The sequence below is a fragment of the Streptomyces zingiberis genome (assembly GCF_012034935.1).
GTDB lineage: Bacteria > Actinomycetota > Actinomycetes > Streptomycetales > Streptomycetaceae > Streptomyces > Streptomyces zingiberis.
Map to the genome: position 1 here is coordinate 12,115 of NZ_JAATEN010000030.1, position 17,661 is coordinate 29,775.

At 73.8% G+C, this 17,661-nt stretch carries 14 protein-coding genes and 2 pseudogenes; 2 read left to right on the forward strand and 14 right to left on the reverse strand.

The window, feature by feature from the left end:
• Positions 1-149: 149 nt before the first annotated feature.
• The 8 genes from HCK00_RS25385 to HCK00_RS25420 form a co-directional block, all read right to left on the reverse strand.
• The gene (locus HCK00_RS25385) at positions 150-911 is read right to left on the reverse strand and encodes a TetR/AcrR family transcriptional regulator (protein WP_375782010.1); all 762 of its coding nucleotides are present in this window, start codon (positions 909-911) and stop codon (positions 150-152) included.
• A gap of 114 nt (positions 912-1,025) precedes the next feature.
• A complete protein-coding gene (locus HCK00_RS25390) occupies positions 1,026-1,526 on the reverse strand; it encodes a P-loop nucleotide/nucleoside kinase family protein (protein WP_168104382.1) in 501 nt (166 codons plus the stop codon).
• A 307-nt stretch (positions 1,527-1,833) separates the two neighbouring features.
• Positions 1,834-3,288, reverse strand: coding sequence for a dicarboxylate/amino acid:cation symporter (locus tag HCK00_RS25395; protein WP_168104383.1), 1,455 nt, complete (start codon positions 3,286-3,288; stop codon positions 1,834-1,836).
• A gap of 678 nt (positions 3,289-3,966) precedes the next feature.
• Positions 3,967-4,281: a DUF4229 domain-containing protein gene (locus tag HCK00_RS28045; RefSeq protein WP_168104384.1), complete on the reverse strand. Its 315-nt coding sequence runs from the start codon at positions 4,279-4,281 to the stop codon at positions 3,967-3,969.
• Positions 4,282-4,588: 307 nt separating this feature from the next.
• Entirely contained in the window at positions 4,589-5,113 is a 525-nt protein-coding gene (locus HCK00_RS25405) for a GNAT family N-acetyltransferase (RefSeq protein WP_168104385.1), read from the reverse strand.
• Between the two features lie 299 nt (positions 5,114-5,412).
• The gene (gene mqnE, locus HCK00_RS25410; protein ID WP_168104386.1) at positions 5,413-6,591 is read right to left on the reverse strand and encodes an aminofutalosine synthase MqnE; all 1,179 of its coding nucleotides are present in this window, start codon (positions 6,589-6,591) and stop codon (positions 5,413-5,415) included.
• Positions 6,592-6,752: 161 nt separating this feature from the next.
• Positions 6,753-7,205 (reverse strand): Lrp/AsnC family transcriptional regulator, encoded by a 453-nt coding sequence (locus tag HCK00_RS25415; RefSeq protein WP_168104417.1) that lies wholly within the window; start codon positions 7,203-7,205, stop codon positions 6,753-6,755.
• Between the two features lie 274 nt (positions 7,206-7,479).
• On the reverse strand, positions 7,480-8,124 hold the full coding sequence (locus HCK00_RS25420; RefSeq protein WP_446459023.1) for a UbiX family flavin prenyltransferase: 645 nt from the start codon (positions 8,122-8,124) through the stop codon (positions 7,480-7,482).
• Positions 8,125-8,515: 391 nt separating this feature from the next.
• Here HCK00_RS25420 and HCK00_RS25425 point away from each other — a divergent pair, with 391 nt between their 5' ends.
• Positions 8,516-9,160 (forward strand): rhomboid family intramembrane serine protease, encoded by a 645-nt coding sequence (locus HCK00_RS25425; RefSeq protein ID WP_168104388.1) that lies wholly within the window; start codon positions 8,516-8,518, stop codon positions 9,158-9,160.
• Positions 9,161-9,304: 144 nt separating this feature from the next.
• Here the strand turns inward: HCK00_RS25425 and mqnP are convergent, their stop codons facing one another.
• The gene (gene mqnP, locus HCK00_RS25430) at positions 9,305-10,168 is read right to left on the reverse strand and encodes a menaquinone biosynthesis prenyltransferase MqnP (RefSeq protein WP_311765488.1); all 864 of its coding nucleotides are present in this window, start codon (positions 10,166-10,168) and stop codon (positions 9,305-9,307) included.
• A 248-nt stretch (positions 10,169-10,416) separates the two neighbouring features.
• Positions 10,417-11,868 carry a menaquinone biosynthesis decarboxylase gene (locus HCK00_RS25435; protein WP_168104389.1) on the reverse strand — a complete coding sequence of 484 codons (1,452 nt, stop codon included), beginning with the start codon at positions 11,866-11,868 and terminating at the stop codon, positions 10,417-10,419.
• 89 nt (positions 11,869-11,957) lie between these two features.
• Between HCK00_RS25435 and HCK00_RS28595 the strand changes: the two are divergent.
• Positions 11,958-12,254: pseudogene (locus HCK00_RS28595) on the forward strand (PLDc N-terminal domain-containing protein); the annotation flags it as partial.
• Positions 12,255-12,858: 604 nt separating this feature from the next.
• Here HCK00_RS28595 and ccsB read toward each other — a convergent pair.
• From ccsB to HCK00_RS25460, 4 genes and pseudogenes are all read right to left on the reverse strand, one after another.
• The gene (gene ccsB / locus HCK00_RS25445) at positions 12,859-13,977 is read right to left on the reverse strand and encodes a c-type cytochrome biogenesis protein CcsB (RefSeq protein ID WP_311765489.1); all 1,119 of its coding nucleotides are present in this window, start codon (positions 13,975-13,977) and stop codon (positions 12,859-12,861) included.
• 437 nt (positions 13,978-14,414) lie between these two features.
• A pseudogene (gene resB, locus HCK00_RS25450) lies at positions 14,415-16,172 on the reverse strand (cytochrome c biogenesis protein ResB); the annotation flags it as partial.
• A 3-nt stretch (positions 16,173-16,175) separates the two neighbouring features.
• The gene (locus HCK00_RS25455; protein ID WP_311765485.1) at positions 16,176-16,964 is read right to left on the reverse strand and encodes a cytochrome c biogenesis CcdA family protein; all 789 of its coding nucleotides are present in this window, start codon (positions 16,962-16,964) and stop codon (positions 16,176-16,178) included.
• 5 nt (positions 16,965-16,969) lie between these two features.
• The gene (locus HCK00_RS25460; RefSeq protein WP_168104391.1) at positions 16,970-17,587 is read right to left on the reverse strand and encodes a TlpA family protein disulfide reductase; all 618 of its coding nucleotides are present in this window, start codon (positions 17,585-17,587) and stop codon (positions 16,970-16,972) included.
• Positions 17,588-17,661 lie beyond the last annotated feature (74 nt).

The following is a 17,661-nucleotide window of genomic DNA, read 5'->3' on the forward strand; positions in this document are numbered from 1 at the left end:
GGGCCGGCGGGGCGGGGCGGGCACGACGGGCGGGGCCGGCGGGCGCCGGGCCCGCGTCGTCCTCCCCCGCGCCATGGCGGGGCGGGGGTCAGGCGGGAATCAGGCGGGAGCGGGGCCGGAGCCCCGGCCCCGCGTCGTGGCCGGCGCCGTCAGCCCCGCCGGGTGGCCGATCCCGTGCGCGGGTGCCAGGGGCGGCCCTCCATGAGGTTGCCGAGCCCCGCCCAGGCGAAGTTCATCAGCAGCGCGGCGGTCTCCTTGGCCGGCGGACGCCCGTCACCCGCCGCACCGCCCGCACGGCCGGCACCGCCCTCTGCACCGGCACCGCCCTCAGCACCGGCGCCGCCCGCGCCCGCCGGTCCGTCCCCGGCGGGCCCGTTGGCCCAGGCCGCCAGCGACTCGGCGGCCCCGACGAGGGCCTGGGCCAGCCCGGCCACCTCGCGCTCCGCGAGGTCCGGGACGCACTCCTCCTCGCGCGCCGCCGCGGCGATCAACTGTGACACCAGGGTGACGAGTTCCTCGCGCATCGCGGTGAACTCCCCCAGGAAGGGCTCACCCTGGCTGCGGGACTGGTTGTGGAGGACGGCCCAGCCGTCCGGCCGCTCGGCGGTGTGGGCGAAGAATCCGCGCAGTCCGCTCCAGAGCTGCTGGTCGGCGGGGGCGTCGCGCGGTTCGACGGCCGCCCGCACCGCGGCGACCAGCGCCTCGGCCTCCCGCCGGATGCAGGCGGTGAAGAGGTCTTCCTTGGAGTTCAGATACAGATAGACCAGCGGCTTGGAGACACCCGCCAGTTCGGCGATCTCGTCCATGGACGCGGCCCGGTAGCCGCGCCGGGCGAAGATCGCCACGGCCGCGTCGAGCATCTGCTGCTCGCGCACCGCGCGCGGCATCCGCTTGCCTCTGCTCCCCGCCACGTGTCCGCCCTCCGCACCGCCTGCCGCCCAGGTCAGCTTACGTGCACCCCTTCGCGCGCATATGCCGAACGGTAATGCCACGGGACGGGAGGAGTCCTGCGCCCCGGCGGCCCGTCACCCCCGGGCGGCCGGGCGGTCCTCCCGCGGCGGATCGAAGGAGGCCAGCTCGCCGGGGCTGGGACGCTCGAACCGCAGGGCATAGCGGTCGAGGAGGTCCCGGCCGAAGCGGAACGTCCCCGGCGGAGCCTCGGTGTTCCGGCGCCGCAGCCGGAGCCACAGCTCGTCCACCGGCAGGTCGAGGAAGTGCAGCTCCACGCGGGCGCCCACGCGCCGTGCCCCCTCCCGGCAGCGGGTGCGCTCGGCCCGGGTCCACACACCCCAGTCCAGGACCACGTCACAGCCGAGTTCCAGCGTCCGCAGCGCGACGTCCCACTGCACCCCTTCCACCGGGAGGCGGGCGGCGTCGAACTCCGCGTCGGAGCCGTCCGGCCACAGCCGGCGGATCCACTCGTCGCTGGTGAGGCGGAGGGCGCGGTGGCGCCGTTCCAGTTCCCTGGCGAGCGTCGTCTTGCCGGCGCACGGGAGACCACAGGTGAGGTGGAGCGTCGCTGCCATGGCGGGCACCGTACCGCCCGGCGCCCACCGCGCCCAGGGCCCGCGTTCCGCCCGGCGCCCGCCCGGAAAGCGCTCTCGCGCCATCGGCTGCCCGCCCGCTCCGGGCCCGCGCACGGCCCGGACATGGGCCCGCGCCGGCCCGGACACGGCGGCGGCCCGGCGCCGCCCCCCGGTGTGCGGGGTACGGCACCGGGCCGCTGTCCGGCGCGGCGCCGAACGCACCGGGTGGGCCCGCCCGGCGAGCCGCCCGCGCGTCACGCGCGCCGGGGTACCGGCCGGTGGCCCGGCGCCGGTACCCCGCGCGGGGTTACGCGCGCGCCGGGGCGGCGCCCACGGGCTCGCGGCCGGGCTCCCGCTCCGCGCCGGAGCCGTCGGCGGCGGTGCCGGGCTCGTCCGCCGCGTCCAGGGGCGAGGAGGTGGCGGTGTCGTACGCCTCGCGGTCGAGGATGCCCTCCCGGGCGGCGACGAGGACGGGCACGGCCGACTGGCCGGCCACGTTGGTCGCCGTCCGGATCATGTCCAGCACGGGGTCGATGGCGAGGAGCAGACCGACGCCCTCCAGCGGCAGGCCCAGCGTGGAGAGGGTGAGGGTCAGCATCACGGTGGCACCGGTGAGTCCGGCGGTGGCCGCCGAACCGATGACGGAGACGAAGACGATCAGCAGGTAGTCGCCGATCCCGAGCTGCACGCCGAAGATCTCGGCGATGAAGATCGCGGCGAGCGCCGGGTAGATCGCCGCGCAGCCGTCCATCTTCGTCGTGGCACCGAAGGGCACCGCGAAGGAGGTGTACTCCTTGGGCACGCCCAGCCGCTCGGTGACCCGCTGGGTCAGCGGCATCGTCCCGACCGAGGAGCGGGAGACGAAGGCGAGCTGGATCGCGGGCCAGGCGCCGCGGAAGAACTGCACCGGGCTGACCTTGCCGAGGACCGCCAGCAGCAGCGGGTAGACGCCGAACATCACCAGGAGGCAGCCGACGTAGACGTCGATGGTGAAGGTGGCGTACCGGCCGAGCAGTTCCCAGCCGTAGGTGGCGATGGCGTTGCCGATGAGGCCCAGGGTGCCGAGCGGGGCGAGCCGGATGACCCACCACAGCGCCTTCTGGAGCACGGCCAGCACCGACTCGCTGAACTCCAGCACCGGGCGGGCCCGCTCACCGATCTTCAGTGCGGCGATGCCGGCGACGGCGGCCATGAAGACGATCTGGAGCACCTTCAGCTCGGTGAAGGGCGTGATGACGTCCGTGGGGATCAGGCCGGTCAGGAAGTCCAGCCAGGAGCCGGCCGACTCGGGACGGGCGCCGTCCTCGGGGCTGAGCCCCGTACCGGCGCCGGGGTTGGTGAGCAGGCCGATGCCCAGGCCGACGGCGACGGCTATCAGCGAGGTCGCCATGAACCAGAGCAGGGTCCGGGAGGCCAGCCGGGCCGCGTTGTTGACCTTCCGCAGATTGGTGATCGACACCAGGATCGCGAAGAAGACCAGGGGGCCCACCGCCAGCTTCAGCAGCTGCACGAAGAGGCCGCCCACCCGCTCCAGGGTGGTGGCCAGCCAGGCCACGTCCCAGGTGCGGGCGGCCCAGCCGAGCAGGACGCCGAGGACCAGGCCCAGCAGGATCTGTGCCCAGAAGGGCACCCGGGGCACCTTCGGCCACCGGGTCGCCGGGCCGCTGCCGGCGGTGGCGCCGGGCCCGTCCGGGGACGTGGCCGACGGGGCCGCCGGGGACGATGAGGATGGCGAGGATGGCGAGGAGGACGACGAGGACACGGACACACTCCGTCGGTGAGAAAGGGGAGAAAGAGAAGGGGGAGAAGGAGGGGGACGGCACCAAGGGGACAGCGGGAGAAGTGCCCACGGCAAGACCACGGCACACGGGGAACCAGGCACCCGGACCCGCCGCGCGAACGGCACGGCCGTGAGGGCTCACCGCTCAGGGGAACGGCACCGGACCGGATCCCGCACAAGGCGTCGGGCTCTCCGGGGGCAGCGGACGTGGCCTCACCGGAGCGGAACCGGGGCACACGTGTGCCGGACGGCCCGGAGCGGGAGGGGCCTGCGCGCCTCACGCCCCCGGTCGGGGTGGGAGGCCGGCCGGCTGCCCGGTCGCGTCAGCGGCGACAGGCCGCCGAGATACGGCGGCAGAGGTCGACGTCCAGGCGTGCCACGAGCGGGATGCCCGGTGCGAGGTGGCGCGCTGGATTCGTCATGGCGGACACGCTACCACCGCACTCCTTGAAAACCCAAGCAAACTACGCGATCTTGCTTCTGTTCCAAGGCGGACGGGCGGCCGCCCTTGCGATCGGAGGGGCGGGCACGTCACCGTCGCCGGCCTCAGGCGAGGAAATGAGCCACGGTGGGTGGTGATGCCTCCGCTCCCGGCACGCCTCCGGGGGCGCCTCGGCCCGCCTCGGGCGCGCCTCCCCGGAGCGCCGGGTGCACCGCGGCTCAGCCCTGGGCGCGGGCGGTGTCGTCGGCCTCGTCCTCCCGGCCGCGGTTGTCGGCGAGCCGCTGCCGGGCGCGGTCCACGCCGCCGGCGACCTGCTCGGACATCGCCTCCCGCTGCTTGCGCAGCAGCACCCAGCTCAGCGGGGCGGAGAGGACCAGCCCGAGGATGACCACCCACAGGAAGTGCGAGTCCCCGAGCCCGGCGGGCACCCAGCCCAGGAAACTGAGGCCCCAGGCCAGCAGGAAACAGGCGAGGAACAGGCCGAAGCGGTACGCGGTGTAGCGGATCGCGGCGTGGGTGGGGCTGCTGCTCACGGAGGGAACCTCTTCGCTGGGCGGCCGGTCGGCCGGTCTGGCTACTGCGGCTTCCTTCCAGTGAAACACAGCGCCTCCGACGGGAGGACGAGGGGCCGGGACCTGGGAAAAGCCCTCCGGGGGAGGTGGCCACGGGACGGGCCGGACGTCACCGCCGCCCACGGCCGGGCACGGGCACGAACCCCCGGGGAGCGGCCCGGCCGGGCCGCGACGTGGCAGCGCCGCCGACCGCGCGGGAGGGCCGGGAGGGCCGCTCACGCCCCGGCGGTTCCGCGCCCCGGCGGGTCCGCGCGCGGGCGGGGGCCCGTCAGTCCAGCGGGAGCCACATGGTGATGTCGTCCCGGTAGTCGTCCTCCGCGACCCTGATCGCGTCCGGGACCCGGCCGACCTCCTTGTAGCCGCACGCCGCGTAGAAGCGGTCAGCCCCGGTGCCGCCCCGGCAGGTGAGCCGGATGGCGCGGATGCCGTCCATCCCGCGCGCCGCCACCGCCGCGGCCCGCATCAACTCCCGCCCCACGCCCCGCCCCTGGAGGGAGGGGTGCACCATGACGGTGTAGAGCCAGAGCCAGTGGCGCATCAGCCCGTGGGTGTTGAGGGTGAGCCAGGCCGCCGCCATCGGCCGGCCGGTCCCGTCGGCGCCGACGAGCAGACGGGCACGCCCCTCGTCCATCGCCACCAGGTGCCGGAGCAGTTCCGGCCGCACGTCGTCCTCCGTCACCGGGGGGACGAAGCCGACGGCGCCGCCCGCGTTGGTGACCTCGGCCCACAGGGAGCAGAGGCCCGCGCGGAGTCCGGGCGTCATCGGGGGGTCGAGGGTGAAGGTAAGCGGCACGAAGCCAGCCTAGCCATTACCACGGGTCGCGCACGAGCGCCTTCCACGACGTGGGACGGACCGCACGGGAGCCCTCGCCCGTCCGGGCCGGGCCGGCGGGCGGCAGCGCCCCGGGGCGCTCCACGCGGTGCGGGCAGGTACGCCACCGCCCCCGGCCGCTCGGGCGCCGGGGGCGGACGGTGTGCCACGGGGGCCCGGGGCCCAAGGGCCTGGTGACCTGTGGGCCGGAGCCCGGGCGGCCGGGGTGACCCGGGAAGCCGGGGTGTTCCGGGAAGCCGGGGTGTTCCGGGAGGCCGGTCTCAGACCCGCATCGCCTGCGGGGTCTCACGCCGCTCCGGGTCGGGGCCCGGGTACTCGCGGATGATCTCGTAGCGGGTGTTCCGCTCGACCGGCCGGAAGCCCGCGTCCCGGATCAGGTCCAGCAGGTCCTCCCGGGTCAGCTTGTCCGGCGTGCCGTAGTTGTCCGCGTCATGCGTGATCTTGTACTCGACGACCGAGCCGTCCATGTCGTCCGCCCCGTGCTGGAGCGCGAGCTGGGCCGTCTGCACCCCGTGCATCACCCAGAAGACCTTCACATGCGGCACGTTGTCGAACAGCAGCCGGGACACGGCGAAGGTCTTCAGCGCCTCGGCGCCGGTCGCCATGGTGGTCCGCGCCTGGAGCTTGTTGCGGATCTTGCCGTCCTTCATGTCCACGAAGTCGTGCTGGTAGCGGAGCGGGATGAAGACCTGGAAACCGCCGGTCTCGTCCTGGAGCTCCCGCAGCCGCAGCACGTGGTCCACGCGGTGCCGGGGCTCCTCGATGTGCCCGTAGAGCATGGTGCAGGGCGTCTTGAGGCCCTTCTCGTGGGCGAGGCGGTGGATGCGCGACCAGTCCTCCCAGTGGGTGCGGTGGTCGACGATGTGCTGCCGCACCTCCCAGTCGAAGATCTCGGCGCCGCCACCGGTCAGCGACTCCAGGCCGGCGTCGATCAGCTCGTCGAGGATCTCCGAGGCGGACATCCCGGAGATGGTCTCGAAGTGGTGGATCTCGGTGGCGGTGAACGCCTTCAGCGAGACCTGCGGCAGCGCCTTCTTCAGCTCCCGCAGCGAACGCGGGTAGTAGCGCCAGGGCAGGGTGGGGTGGAGGCCGTTGACGATGTGCAGCTCGGTGAGGTTCTCCCCCTCCATCGCCGTGGCGAGGCGGACGGCCTCCTCGATCCGCATGGTGTAGGCGTCCTTCTCGCCCGGCTTCCGCTGGAACGAGCAGTAGGCGCAGGAGGCCGTGCACACGTTCGTCATGTTGAGGTGCCGGTTGACGTTGAAGTGCACCACGTCGCCGTTCTTGCGGGTGCGCACCTCGTGGGCGAGGCCGCCCAGCCAGGCCAGATCGTCGCTCTCGTAGAGGGCGATGCCGTCCTCGCGGGACAGCCGCTCGCCGGCGAGCACCTTCTGCTCCAGCTCGCGCTTGTACCCCGCGTCCTGAGCGGATGCAGTCATGCGCCGCCTCCCCTTGCCTAACTCCCCGTACCCGTCGGTCTGACTCCGCCGAGCCTACGCCTTCGCCTTCCGCGACCGCCCGCCGGGCGCCTCCGGGCGGCGCTCGCCACGGTTCCCCCGGCGCTCCCCGCGAGGGCGCGGGCGGCCCCGGGCGGCCCGGGTCATTCGCCGGGCAGCGCCCCCACCCGGTCCTCCCACTTGGTGGAGAGCACGATCGTGGTGCGGGTCCGGGAGATCCCCTGGAGGGCGGAGAGGCGGCGGATGATCGACTCCAGGCCGTCCACGTCGTTGGCGCGGACCTTGAGCATGTAGGAGTCGTCACCGGCGATGAACCAGCAGTCCTCGATCTCCGTCAGGGAACGCATCCGGTCCGCCACGTCCTGGTGGTCGGTGGCGTCGGAGAGCGAGATGCCGATGAGCGCGGTGACGCCGAGTCCCAGCGACGCGGAGTCGACGGTCGCCCGGTAACCGGTGATCACGCCCGCCGACTCCAGGCGGTTGATGCGGTCGGTGACGCTCGGCCCGGAGAGCCCGACCAGCCGGCCCAGCTCCGCGTAGGAGGCCCGGCCGTTCTCCCGCAGGGCCTGGATGAGCTGCCTGTCCACCGCGTCCATGACGTTGAAGCCTTCCCGTGCTGCCAGCACTGTCGCGAACATCGCATCGTCGGGGTGCCGACCGGGGCACCGCGTCATCGTCGGGGTGCCGGGCCCGGCACCGCGTATCCCGGTGCCCGAGCGGCACCGTGTCCTCCGGTGCCGGGACGGGCACTGTGTCCTCCGGTGCCGGACCAGGCACCCCCTTGCCCGGTGCCGGACCAGGCACAGCGTTCCCAGGTGCCGGGCACGGCCTCCCGCCCTCCGCCGCCGGCCCCGGCGTCATCCCTCACCGTCATCCGCCGCCGCCACCCGCCGCCGCGCGGCCCGGCCCGCCAGGCCGGCGCCCCGAGCCGCCGAGCGCGCCCGACCACCGCCGGTACAGCTTGTGCGGCACGCCCACCGCGTCGAGCGCGCGGCCCGCGACGAAGTCGACCAGGTCCTGAAGGTCCGCCGCCCCCGCGTAGAACGCCGGGGACGCGGGCAGCACCACGGCGCCCGCCTCGTCCAGCGTCACCAGATGGCGCAGCGTCTGCCCGTTCAGCGGGGTCTCCCGCACGGCGACCACCAGCGGCCGGCGCTCCTTCAGCGTCACGCTCGCCGCCCGTTGCAGCAGGTCCTTGGAGAGTCCCAGCGCCACCCCGGCCACGGACGCCGTGCTCGCCGGGACGATCAGCATGCCCTTCGACGGGTACGAGCCGGAGGACGGCCCGGCCGCCAGGTCGCCCGCCGGCCAGTGGCGCACCGTCGACAGGTCGGGCAGGGTCGCCTCGAACCGGTCCGGTGTGCCGTCCGCGCCCTGCGCCAGCCAGCGGCGGAGGTCCTCCCGCCAGTGGGCGTCGCGGAAGGGGAGGCCCGTCTCGTCCAGCAGCGTGAGCCGGGAGGCGCGGCTGACCACCAGGTCCACCGCCTCCCCCGCGTGCAGCAGCGCGCGCAGCACCGCGGCGGCGTACGGGGTCCCGGACGCGCCGGAGACCCCGACGACCCAGGGGCGGCGCGTGCCCCCGGCCGCCCCGGCCCCGCCGGCGCCCTCCCGGTGCGGCGGGGGGCCGGTCGGCGCGTGCTGTTCGGTGTGCGGCGGCTCCACGCTTCGAGCCTATCGGGCGGCACCGGCCGGAACAGGAGACGGTGCCCCGGCCGTTCTCCTGGGAAGGAGGGAGAGGAACGGCCGCACGTCACCACCGCGTCCACCGCCACATCCCACCACCACAACCGCCGGCACCACCGGCACGGTCACTGCCACACGGGGCGCGCGGTCCCGGTACGGCAGGGGAACAGGCGGCACGACGCGGCACCACGCAGCACGACCACGGGCAGATCGAGGGGGCACCATGAGTTACGGAACGGCCGGCTGGCCACCGCCCGGCCGCACGGCCCGGCGGCCCGAGCGGAGCGGCGGGCACCGGGTGAAGGCCGCGGCGGCGCTGATGGCCTGCTGGATCGCGCTGCTCTGGGCGCTGGAGTTCTACGACGTGGCCACGGGGAACTCCCTGGACACCTACGGCGTGTCCCCGCGGGACCCCGCCGAGCTGCGCGACATCGTGCCCGCGTCCTTCCTGCACTTCGGTTTCGACCACGTGGCCGCCAACACGGTGCCGCTGGCCCTCTTCGGGTTCCTCGCTGCGCTGCGCGGGATACGGCGGTTCCTCGCGGTGGTCGCCGTGATCGTGGTGACCGGCGGGCTGGGCGTCTGGCTGACCGCGCCCGCCGGGTCCGTCACCGCGGGCGCGTCGATCGTCGTCTTCGGCCTCTTCGGCTATCTGCTGGTACGCGGCTTCATCGACCGCGTGGTCACGGACATCATCGTCGGCCTGGTGATCGCGGTGCTCTACGGCTCGATCATCTGGGGCGTGCTGCCCACCGCGGGCTCCGTGAGCTGGCAGGGGCATCTCTTCGGGCTGATCGGCGGGGTGCTCGCCGCGGTGATGTTCCGCCGCAGGCCCGGCCCGGGCCGCCGCGAGACCATCATCGGCTGAGCCCTCACCCGGGCGGGCGGGCGCGCCGGTGACCGTGCCCGCCCGCGCCGCCGTCAGCCCGCGACCCGGGGGCCCACGACCCACCGTCCCGCGTCCGCGACCCGCCGGAAGAACAGCGCGCCACGGTCCGGCGGCCCGCGCCCGTCAGGGCCGCAGTCCGCGCGCCACCAGGTCGAGCAGCGTGAACACGAACAGCACCATGCCGATCACACCGTTGACCGTGAAGAACGCCCGGTTCAGCCGGGAGAGGTCATGCGGCCGGACGATGGTGTGCTCGTAGACGAAGGCCACCGCGACGATCGCCAGTCCCCCCCAGAAGAACGCGCCCGCCCCGGTCAGCAGCCCGTACCAGACCAGCAGGCCCGTGGTGACGACGTGCGCCGCCCGGGCCCCGTGCAGCGCGGCGGGCACCCCGAAGCGGGCGGGGACGGAGCGGACGCCTTCGGCGCGGTCCGCCGCCACGTCCTGGCTGCCGAAGATCAGGTCGAAGCCCCCGATCCAGACGCCGACGGCGAGCCCGAGCACCGCCGCGTCCCAGGACCAGTCGCCGGTGACCGCGATCCAGGCCCCGACCGGCCCGATGGCCTGCGCGAGCCCCAGGATGGCGTGCGGGAAGTCGGTGAACCGCTTGCCGTAGGGATAGACGACCATCGGGATCACCGCGACCGGTGCCAGCGCCAGGCAGAGCGGGTTGAGCAGGGCCGCCGCGCCGAGGAACGCGGCGAGGGCGATCAGCGCGCCGGTCCAGGCCGTACGGACCGAGACGGCGCCGGTGACCAGTTCCCGGCCCGCCGTCCGCGGGTTGCGGGCGTCGATCTCCCGGTCGATGATCCGGTTGGCCGCCATGGCGAAGGTCCGCAGACCGACCATCGCCACCGTGACGAGGAAGAGCTGCCACCAGTGGACGGTGGCGTCCGTCAGGTGCATCGCGGTGAGCGCGGCGATGTAGGCGAAGGGCAGCGCGAAGACCGAGTGCTCGATCATCACCACCCGCAGAAAGCCCCGCACACCGCCTTTGCCGGGCTCCGGAGCGGAGTCGGGATCGGGAGCGGGACCGGGGGCGGGATCGGAGACGGGGTCGGGGCCGGGGACGGATCCGGCCACGGGCCCGGAGCCGGAGCCCGGGGCATCCGCGGGACCCGCTGCCCCGGGGGCCGGGGCCCCGCCGTCCACCGCGTCCGGGCCGGCACCCGGGTCGGCGCCGGGGCCGGACCCGCGCGCCGCGCCGCCGCGGCCCGGTACCGGGGCCCCGGCCGTCACAGCCCGTACTCCGACCAGCGGCGGGTGACGCGCTCGGCCGTCTCCGGGTCGGACAGCACCATCCGGGGCCAGCCGCCGTCGCGGGTGTATCCCTCCTCCGGGAGCTTCTCGGTGGCGTCGATGCCCGCCTTGCCGCCCCAGAACTGCTGGTAGGAGGCGTGGTCCAGATGGTCCACGGGGCCCTCGACCACGGTGAGGTCACGGGAGTAGTCGGTGTTGCCCAGCGCCCGCCAGGCCACCTCGTGCAGATCGTGCACGTCGCAGTCGGAGTCCACCACGATGATCAGCTTGGTCAGCGACATCATGTGGGCACCCCAGATCGCGTGCATGACCTTCTGCGCGTGCTTGGGGTACTTCTTGTCGATGGAGATGATCGCGCAGTTGTGGAAACCGCCCGCCTCCGGCAGGTGGTAGTCCACGATGTCCGGCACGATGATCTTCAGCAGCGGGAGGAAGAACCGCTCCGTGGCCCGGCCCAGCGGACCGTCCTCCGTGGGCGGCCGGCCGACCACGATCGACTGGAGCAGCGGCCGCTCCCGCATCGTCACGCAGTCGATGGTGAGCGCCGGGAACGGCTCCTGCGGGGTGTAGAAGCCGGTGTGGTCGCCGAACGGCCCCTCGGGCAGCATCCGGCCCGGCTCCAGCCAGCCCTCCAGGACCACCTCGGCGCGCGCCGGGACCTGTAGCGGCACGGTCTTGCAGTCGACCATCTCCACGCGCCGGCCCTGGAGGAACCCGGCGAAGAGGTACTCGTCGATGTCCCCGGGGAGCGGCGCGGTGGACGCGTACGTCACCGCGGGCGGGCAGCCGAAGGCGATGGCCACCGGCAGCCGCTCACCGCGCCGGGCGGCCGTCTGGTAGTGGTTGCGGCTGTCCTTGTGGATCTGCCAGTGCATCCCGATGGTGCGCGGGTCGTGGCGCTGGAGCCGGTACAGGCCCAGATTCCGCACGCCGCTGACGGGGTCCTTGGTGTGGGTGAGGCCGAGGTTGAAGAAGGAGCCGCCGTCCTCGGGCCAGGTGAAGAGCGCCGGGAGCTGGTCGAGGTCCACGTCGTCACCGGTGAGGACCACCTCCTGGACGGGCGCGTCCTTGACCTTCTTCGGCGGGACGTGCGTCATCCCCGCGAGCTTGCCGAACGCCTCGCGCATCCCGACGAAGCCCTGCGGCAGCTCCGGCTTGAGCAGCCCGCCGATGCGTTCGCCGATCTCCGCGTAGGAGGAGAGGCCGAGGGACTTGAGCATCCGGCGGTCGGTGCCGAAGACGTTCATCGCCAGCGGCATCGCCGCGCCCTTGACGTTCTCGAAGAGCAGCGCGGGGCCGCCGGACTTGTTCACCCGGTCGGTGATCTCCCCCACTTCGAGGTAAGGATCGACCTCCGCCTTGACACGCTTCAGATCACCGTCGCGCTCCAGCGCCCGCAGCAGGGACCGCAGATCCTCGTAAGCCATGCGGACCAGTATCGGGCACCACGTACGCTGGACGTGTCACCGGGGTTGTCCCGGACACCGCCACCGCACTCCAGGGGGCTCGCTCCGACATGCTGAGGTATCTGCCGTTCCTGCTGATCCTGGCGCTGTGGATCTACGCGTTCATCGACTGCCTCAACACCCCGGAGGACCAGGTCCGCAAGCTGCCCAAACCGGTCTGGGTGCTCATCGTGACCCTCTTCGGCTACGTCCTCTTCGGCTCCCTGGCCTGGCTGCTGGCCGGTCGGCCGCGGCGGACGGAACGGACGGGCGGTGGCGGCTGGAGCCCTCGCGGCCCGGCCGGCGGCGGCTGGGTCGCCCCGGACGACAACCCGGAGTTCCTCCGCTCGCTGAACGAGGGCCGCAAGGGCACCGGACGGCCCGGGGAGCCCGGCGGAACCGGCGGGAAGGGCACCGTCCCGGAGGAGAACGGCCAGGGCCCTGAGGACCGCGAGAACCGCGGGAACACCAGTGAGCACAAGAAGGAGACCCCGGAGAGCCGGCCGGAGCGGGAGAGCCTGGAGGACCGGGCGAAGCGGGACGGGCTGGAGAACCGGGACGGCCGGGACAACCGCGATCACCTGGGCCGCGGCCACCGGGAGCGGGACCGGGGGCCCGAGGGCGGCGCCCCGGACGAGACGGGCCCCGGCGCCTGACGGGGCGGAGCGGACCTCTGACGGAAGCGGCCGTCGCGGTGAACTCTCACCGCGACGGCCGCTTCCGTGTGCCGCCCGGGGCGCGTGTCCCCGCCGGGGCCGTGTCCCACCGGCCCGTGACCTGCGCGCGCCTCTGACTTGCACACCTCTCTGACCCGCGCGCCTCCGACCTGCGCTGCCCCTCTGACCCGCACCCCCCGACCTGTGCTGCCCTCCGACCTGCGCTGCCCCCGGATCAGGGCCGGCGGGCCAGGACACCCGCATCCGGGGGCGGCGCCCCCGTCACGGGTGGACGGGCGCCCCGGGGTGGCGGAGCTCAGACGCCGGCGTAGGAGTGCAGGCCGCTGACGAACATGTTGACCCCGTAGTAGTTGAAGAGGAAGCACGCGAAGGCGATCAGGGCGATGTACGCCGCCTTGCGGCCCTTCCAGCCCGCGGTCGCCCGGGCGTGCAGGTAGGAGGCGTAGGCGGCCCAGGTGATGAAGGACCAGACCTCCTTGGGGTCCCAGCCCCAGTAACGGCCCCAGGCCGCCTCGGCCCAGATGGCGCCCGCGATGATCGTGAAGGTCCACAGCGGGAAGACCACCGCGTTGACCCGGTAGGCGAACTTGTCGAGCGTGGCCGCCGCCGGCAGCCGGCCGAGCACCGAGGAGGCGAAGGCGCCGGGCTGCTTGCCCGCCGGGTCGGCGAGCCGGGTCTCGTAGCGGTCCCGGAAGAGGTAGAGCAGCGTGGCGACCGCGCCGAGGTAGAACACCCCGCCCGAGATGATCGCGCACGAGACGTGGATCCACAGCCAGTAGGAGTCCAGCGCGGGGACGAGCTGGTCGCTCTCGGTGTAGAGCACGGAGACCGCGAGACCGAGGTCGAGCAGCACGGTGGTGACCAGGGGCAGGCCGAGCCAGCGCACCGGCTTCCCGGCGGCGAGCAGGACCAGGTAGGAGCCGGCCACGACCATCGAGAACGTCGTGGAGAACTCGTACATGTTGCCCCAGGGCGCGCGCTCCACGGAGAGCGCGCGGGTCAGCACCCCGCCCGCGTGCAGCAGGAACGCCAGGGTGGTGAGCGACACGGCGACCCGGCCGTAGAGGTCACCCCCCTCGTCGCCACCGGCCGCGCCGGGCCCGTCCGGGACGTCCCGGGCGCCGGCCGCGCCACGGGTGACGATCTCGGGGCGCCGCCGCTCCAGCACCGCCGTGCCGCCCTTCCCCGTGACCTTCACGGCCGGGGCGGCGGTGCCCGCGGCACCACCGTTCGCGGCCGCCGGCCGGGGGCCGGCGGTCAGCGCGGCGGCCGTGCGGCCCACCTTGCTGCGGCTGCCCAGCACCCACTCCGCGATGTGGGCGCCGAAGGCCAGGGTGTAGACGGCCATCGCGGAGTAGATCAGCACATTGCTGATGTTGGCCAGGCTCTCGTTGGCCGGGACGGCCAGGGGGATGAGGGTGTTCACGCACGCGCTCCTTCGGCAGGACCGGCGGGATCGGCGGGACGGGCGGAACCGGCCGGGTCGGCGGGCTCAGCGGAATCGGTGGGGGCGGCGGAATCGGCCGGGTCGGCGGGCTCAGCGGAATCGGTAGGGGCGGCGGAGCCGGAGGGGGCGGCGGAGCCCGCGGAGGCGCCATCAGGAGCGGTGTCCACAGGAGCGGTGTCCACGGGAGCGGTCTCCCCAGGGGCGGTGCCCGTGGAAACGGCGCCGTCGGGGCCCGTGCCGGGCGCGGCGGCCCCCTCGGCGGGCGTTTCCTCCGCCGCGGCGCCCGCGGACTCCGGCCCGCCGGGCGCTCCGGAGGAACCGGCCGGGCGGGACGGACCGGACGGGCCGGACGGACCGCTGGTGCCGGAGGTGCCGGAGGGACCGGACGGACCGCCCCCCGGGCGACCGGCACCGCCCTCCGCAGACCCGCCCTCCGGGGGTGATCCGTCCTCCTCCAGCGGCGGCGCCGCCTCGTCCTGGAGGGCCACCGCCAGATCGGCGAGCTCCTCCGGCAGGCGCGCCGACTCGCTGCGGCCCAGGCCGGCCATCTCCACGACCGTGGTCCCGTCCGCGGCCGGGCGGGCCCGTACCCAGATCCGGCGGCGCTGGACGAAGAGGGAGGCGGCGAGACCCACCAGGGCGGCGGTGGCACCGGCGAGCGCCCAGCCCTTGCCGGGCTGGCTGGAGATCTGGAAGCTCGCCCACTGCTCCACCCGGTCGAAGGTCAGCGAGCCCTCGCCGCCGGGGAGGTCGACGGTCTCGCCGGGCCGCAGGAACTCGCGGAAGAGGTCACCGTCCTCGGTGAACTGCTTCATCTTGCGGGTGTCGAGCTGGTAGACGTTCTGCGGGATGCCGGAGTCCAGTCCCAGGCTGCCCTTGAAGGCGTTGATCGACAGCACCGGGTAGTCGAGCGCCGGGAAGGTGGAGTGCGGGCCCCGCACCTCGTCCAGCGCGAAGGTCGGCAGGAAGCGGCCCTGGAAACCGAGCTGGGTCTTCTTCCCGTCCTTGTCCCGGGCGTCGGGCACCTTGATGACGCCGACGGAGGTGTTGTTGTTGTCCTGCGGCAGGAACGGCACCGGGCCCTGGTAGGCGACGTCGCCCTGGCCGTCCCGGACGGTGACGACGGGCGCGTAGCCGTAGCCGATCAGGTAGACCTTGCTGGCGCCCGTCTCCAGCGGGTGGTTGACCTCGATGCTCCGCTTCCGCTCGGCGCCGTCCGCGCCTTCCCAGTAGGAGACGTCGGCGCGGAACGTCCGCGGGGTGCCCTTCTGCGGCCCGGAGCGTTCGAAGGTGGCCTCGAAGTCGTCCAGCCGGAAACCGAACGGGTCGAGGTCGTCGGTGTCGTAGAGGCTCGCGGCGCGGAAGTCGTCGTACTGCGGCAGGGTGTTGGCGAAGCCGTCGCCCTTGACGACGAGCTTGCCGCCCTCGGCCTTGAAGAGGCTGCCCGCCGCGAAGGCGATCAGCATCACGATCAGCGCGACGTGGAAGACGAGGTTGCCGGCCTCCCGCAGATACCCCTTCTCGGCGGCGGCGGTGTCCCCCGCGAGCCGGGCCCGGAAGCGGCGCCCCCGCAGGATCCGGTGGGCGGCGCCGAGCACCTCGTCCGGTTCGGCGGAGGTCCGCCAGGTGGTGTGGGCGGGGAGCCGCGTCAGCCGGCTGGGGCCGGCCGGCGGGCGGCCGCGGAGCTGGCCGGCGAACTGCCAGGTGCGCGGGACGATGCAGCCGATCAGGGAGATGAACAGCAGCAGGTAGATCGCCGAGAACCACACCGAGCTGTAGACGTCGAACAGCCCCAGCTTGTCGTAGAGGGGGGCCAGTGTCTCGTTGCCGGCGCGGAACTCCTCCACCTTCATCGGGTCGACGCCGGTCTGCGGGATCAGCGAGCCGGGGATGGCGCCCAGCGACAGCAGGAAGAGCAGCAGCAGCGCGACCCGCATCGAGGTGAGCTGCCGCCAGAACCAGCGGGCCCAGCCGGTCACCCCGAGGCCCGGCAGCGGCGCGCCCTCCTGCGGGGCGGTGGAGAGCTGGGAGCCGGCCGCGCCCAGCCCGGGCTCGCCCGGGCCGCCGGGCCCGGTCCCGTCCGCCGTCCGGCCGGGTTCCGCGGCCCCGCCCGCCGCGCCGGCGGTCTCGGTGGCTTCGGCGTGTTCCGTCGTCTCGGCCATGGTTCAGATTCCCGGGGTGAAGGTGGAGGACCAGACCTGGAGGTCGCCGATGAGACGGTCCCACAGTCCGGTGACGAGCAGCAGGCCCACCGCGACCAGCATCAGTCCGCCGGCCCGCATCACCCACACATGGTGGCGGCGGACCCAGCCGAAGGCGCCGAGCATCCGCCGGAACGCGACGGCGGCCAGCAGGAACGGCAGTCCCAGGCCGAGGCAGTAGGCGACGGTGAGCAGCGCGCCGCGGCCGGCGCTGGCCTCGTTGAAGGCGAGGGCGTTGACGGCGGCGAGGGTCGGGCCGATGCAGGGCGTCCAGCCGATGCCGAAGAGGACGCCCAGCAGCGGCGCCCCGGCCAGACCGGTCGTGGGCCTGCGGTGGAAGCGGAACTCCCGCTGGGTGAAGCCGCCGAGGATCCCGGTGAAGGCCAGGCCCATCACGATGGTGAGCCCGCCCAGCACCCTGGTGATCGTCTCCCGGTGCTCCTCCAGGACGAAGCCGAAGTTGCCGAAGAGGGCGCCGTAGGAGGTGAAGACGGCGGTGAAGCCCGCGACGAAGAGCGCGGCCCCGGCCGCCATGCGGCCCCGGCGCGCCTCCGCCAGGTCGGTGCCGCTGACCCCGGTGACATAGCTGAGGTAACCCGGCACCAGCGGGAGGACGCACGGCGAGAAGAAGGAGACCAGCCCCGCGAGGACGGCGATGGGCAGGGCGAGCAGCAGCGCCCCGCTCAGCACGGTCCGGTCGAGCGTCCCGGCGGCCAGACCGGCGACCTCGGCGACATCGGCTGGAGGGAACACGGCGATCACTTCTCCGCGATCAGCGGTTCGATCATCTCGCGCAACTCGTCCTCACCCAGCGGCTTCAGCGCGCGGGCGGCGATCTTCCCGTCCCGGTCGATGACGAGCGTGGACGGGATGGCCTTGGGGTTGAGGCTGCCCTTGGGGAAGCGGAGCATCAGCTTGCCGGCCGGGTCGTAGAGACTCGGATACGGCACCTCGAACTCCTTCTCGAACTTCCGTGCCGGGGTGATGTTCGGGTCCCGGGTGTTGATCCCGAGGAACTCCACGCCCCGGTCGCGGGTGTCGTCCGCCACCTTCACCAGGTGCGGCATCTCCGCCCGGCAGGGGGCGCACCAGGAGCCCCAGACGTTGACGACGACGACCTTGCCCGCGTAGTCCGCGAGCGCGGCCCGCTCGCCGTCCACGGTCTCGCCGGAGAGGTCGGGCGCGGGCCGCCGGTCGCCCTTCGCCGCCCGGTCGACGCCACCGTCCCCGGCCACGAAGCCGGTGTTGCCCGAGCCGCCGGTGCTCTCGCCGCCTCCGCAGCCCGAGAGCAGCACCAGTCCGGCGGCCACGGCTGCCGTGAGGGCGGTGGCGCGGCGGCGGGGCGCGCGGTCCCGGCGGGTGTCGCATCCACTCATGTGAAAAGTTTCGCATGACCGATTCGGGGATCTTCCCGGCCCCCCTCCCGGGCCCCTTCCCCGCCCTGGGCGCG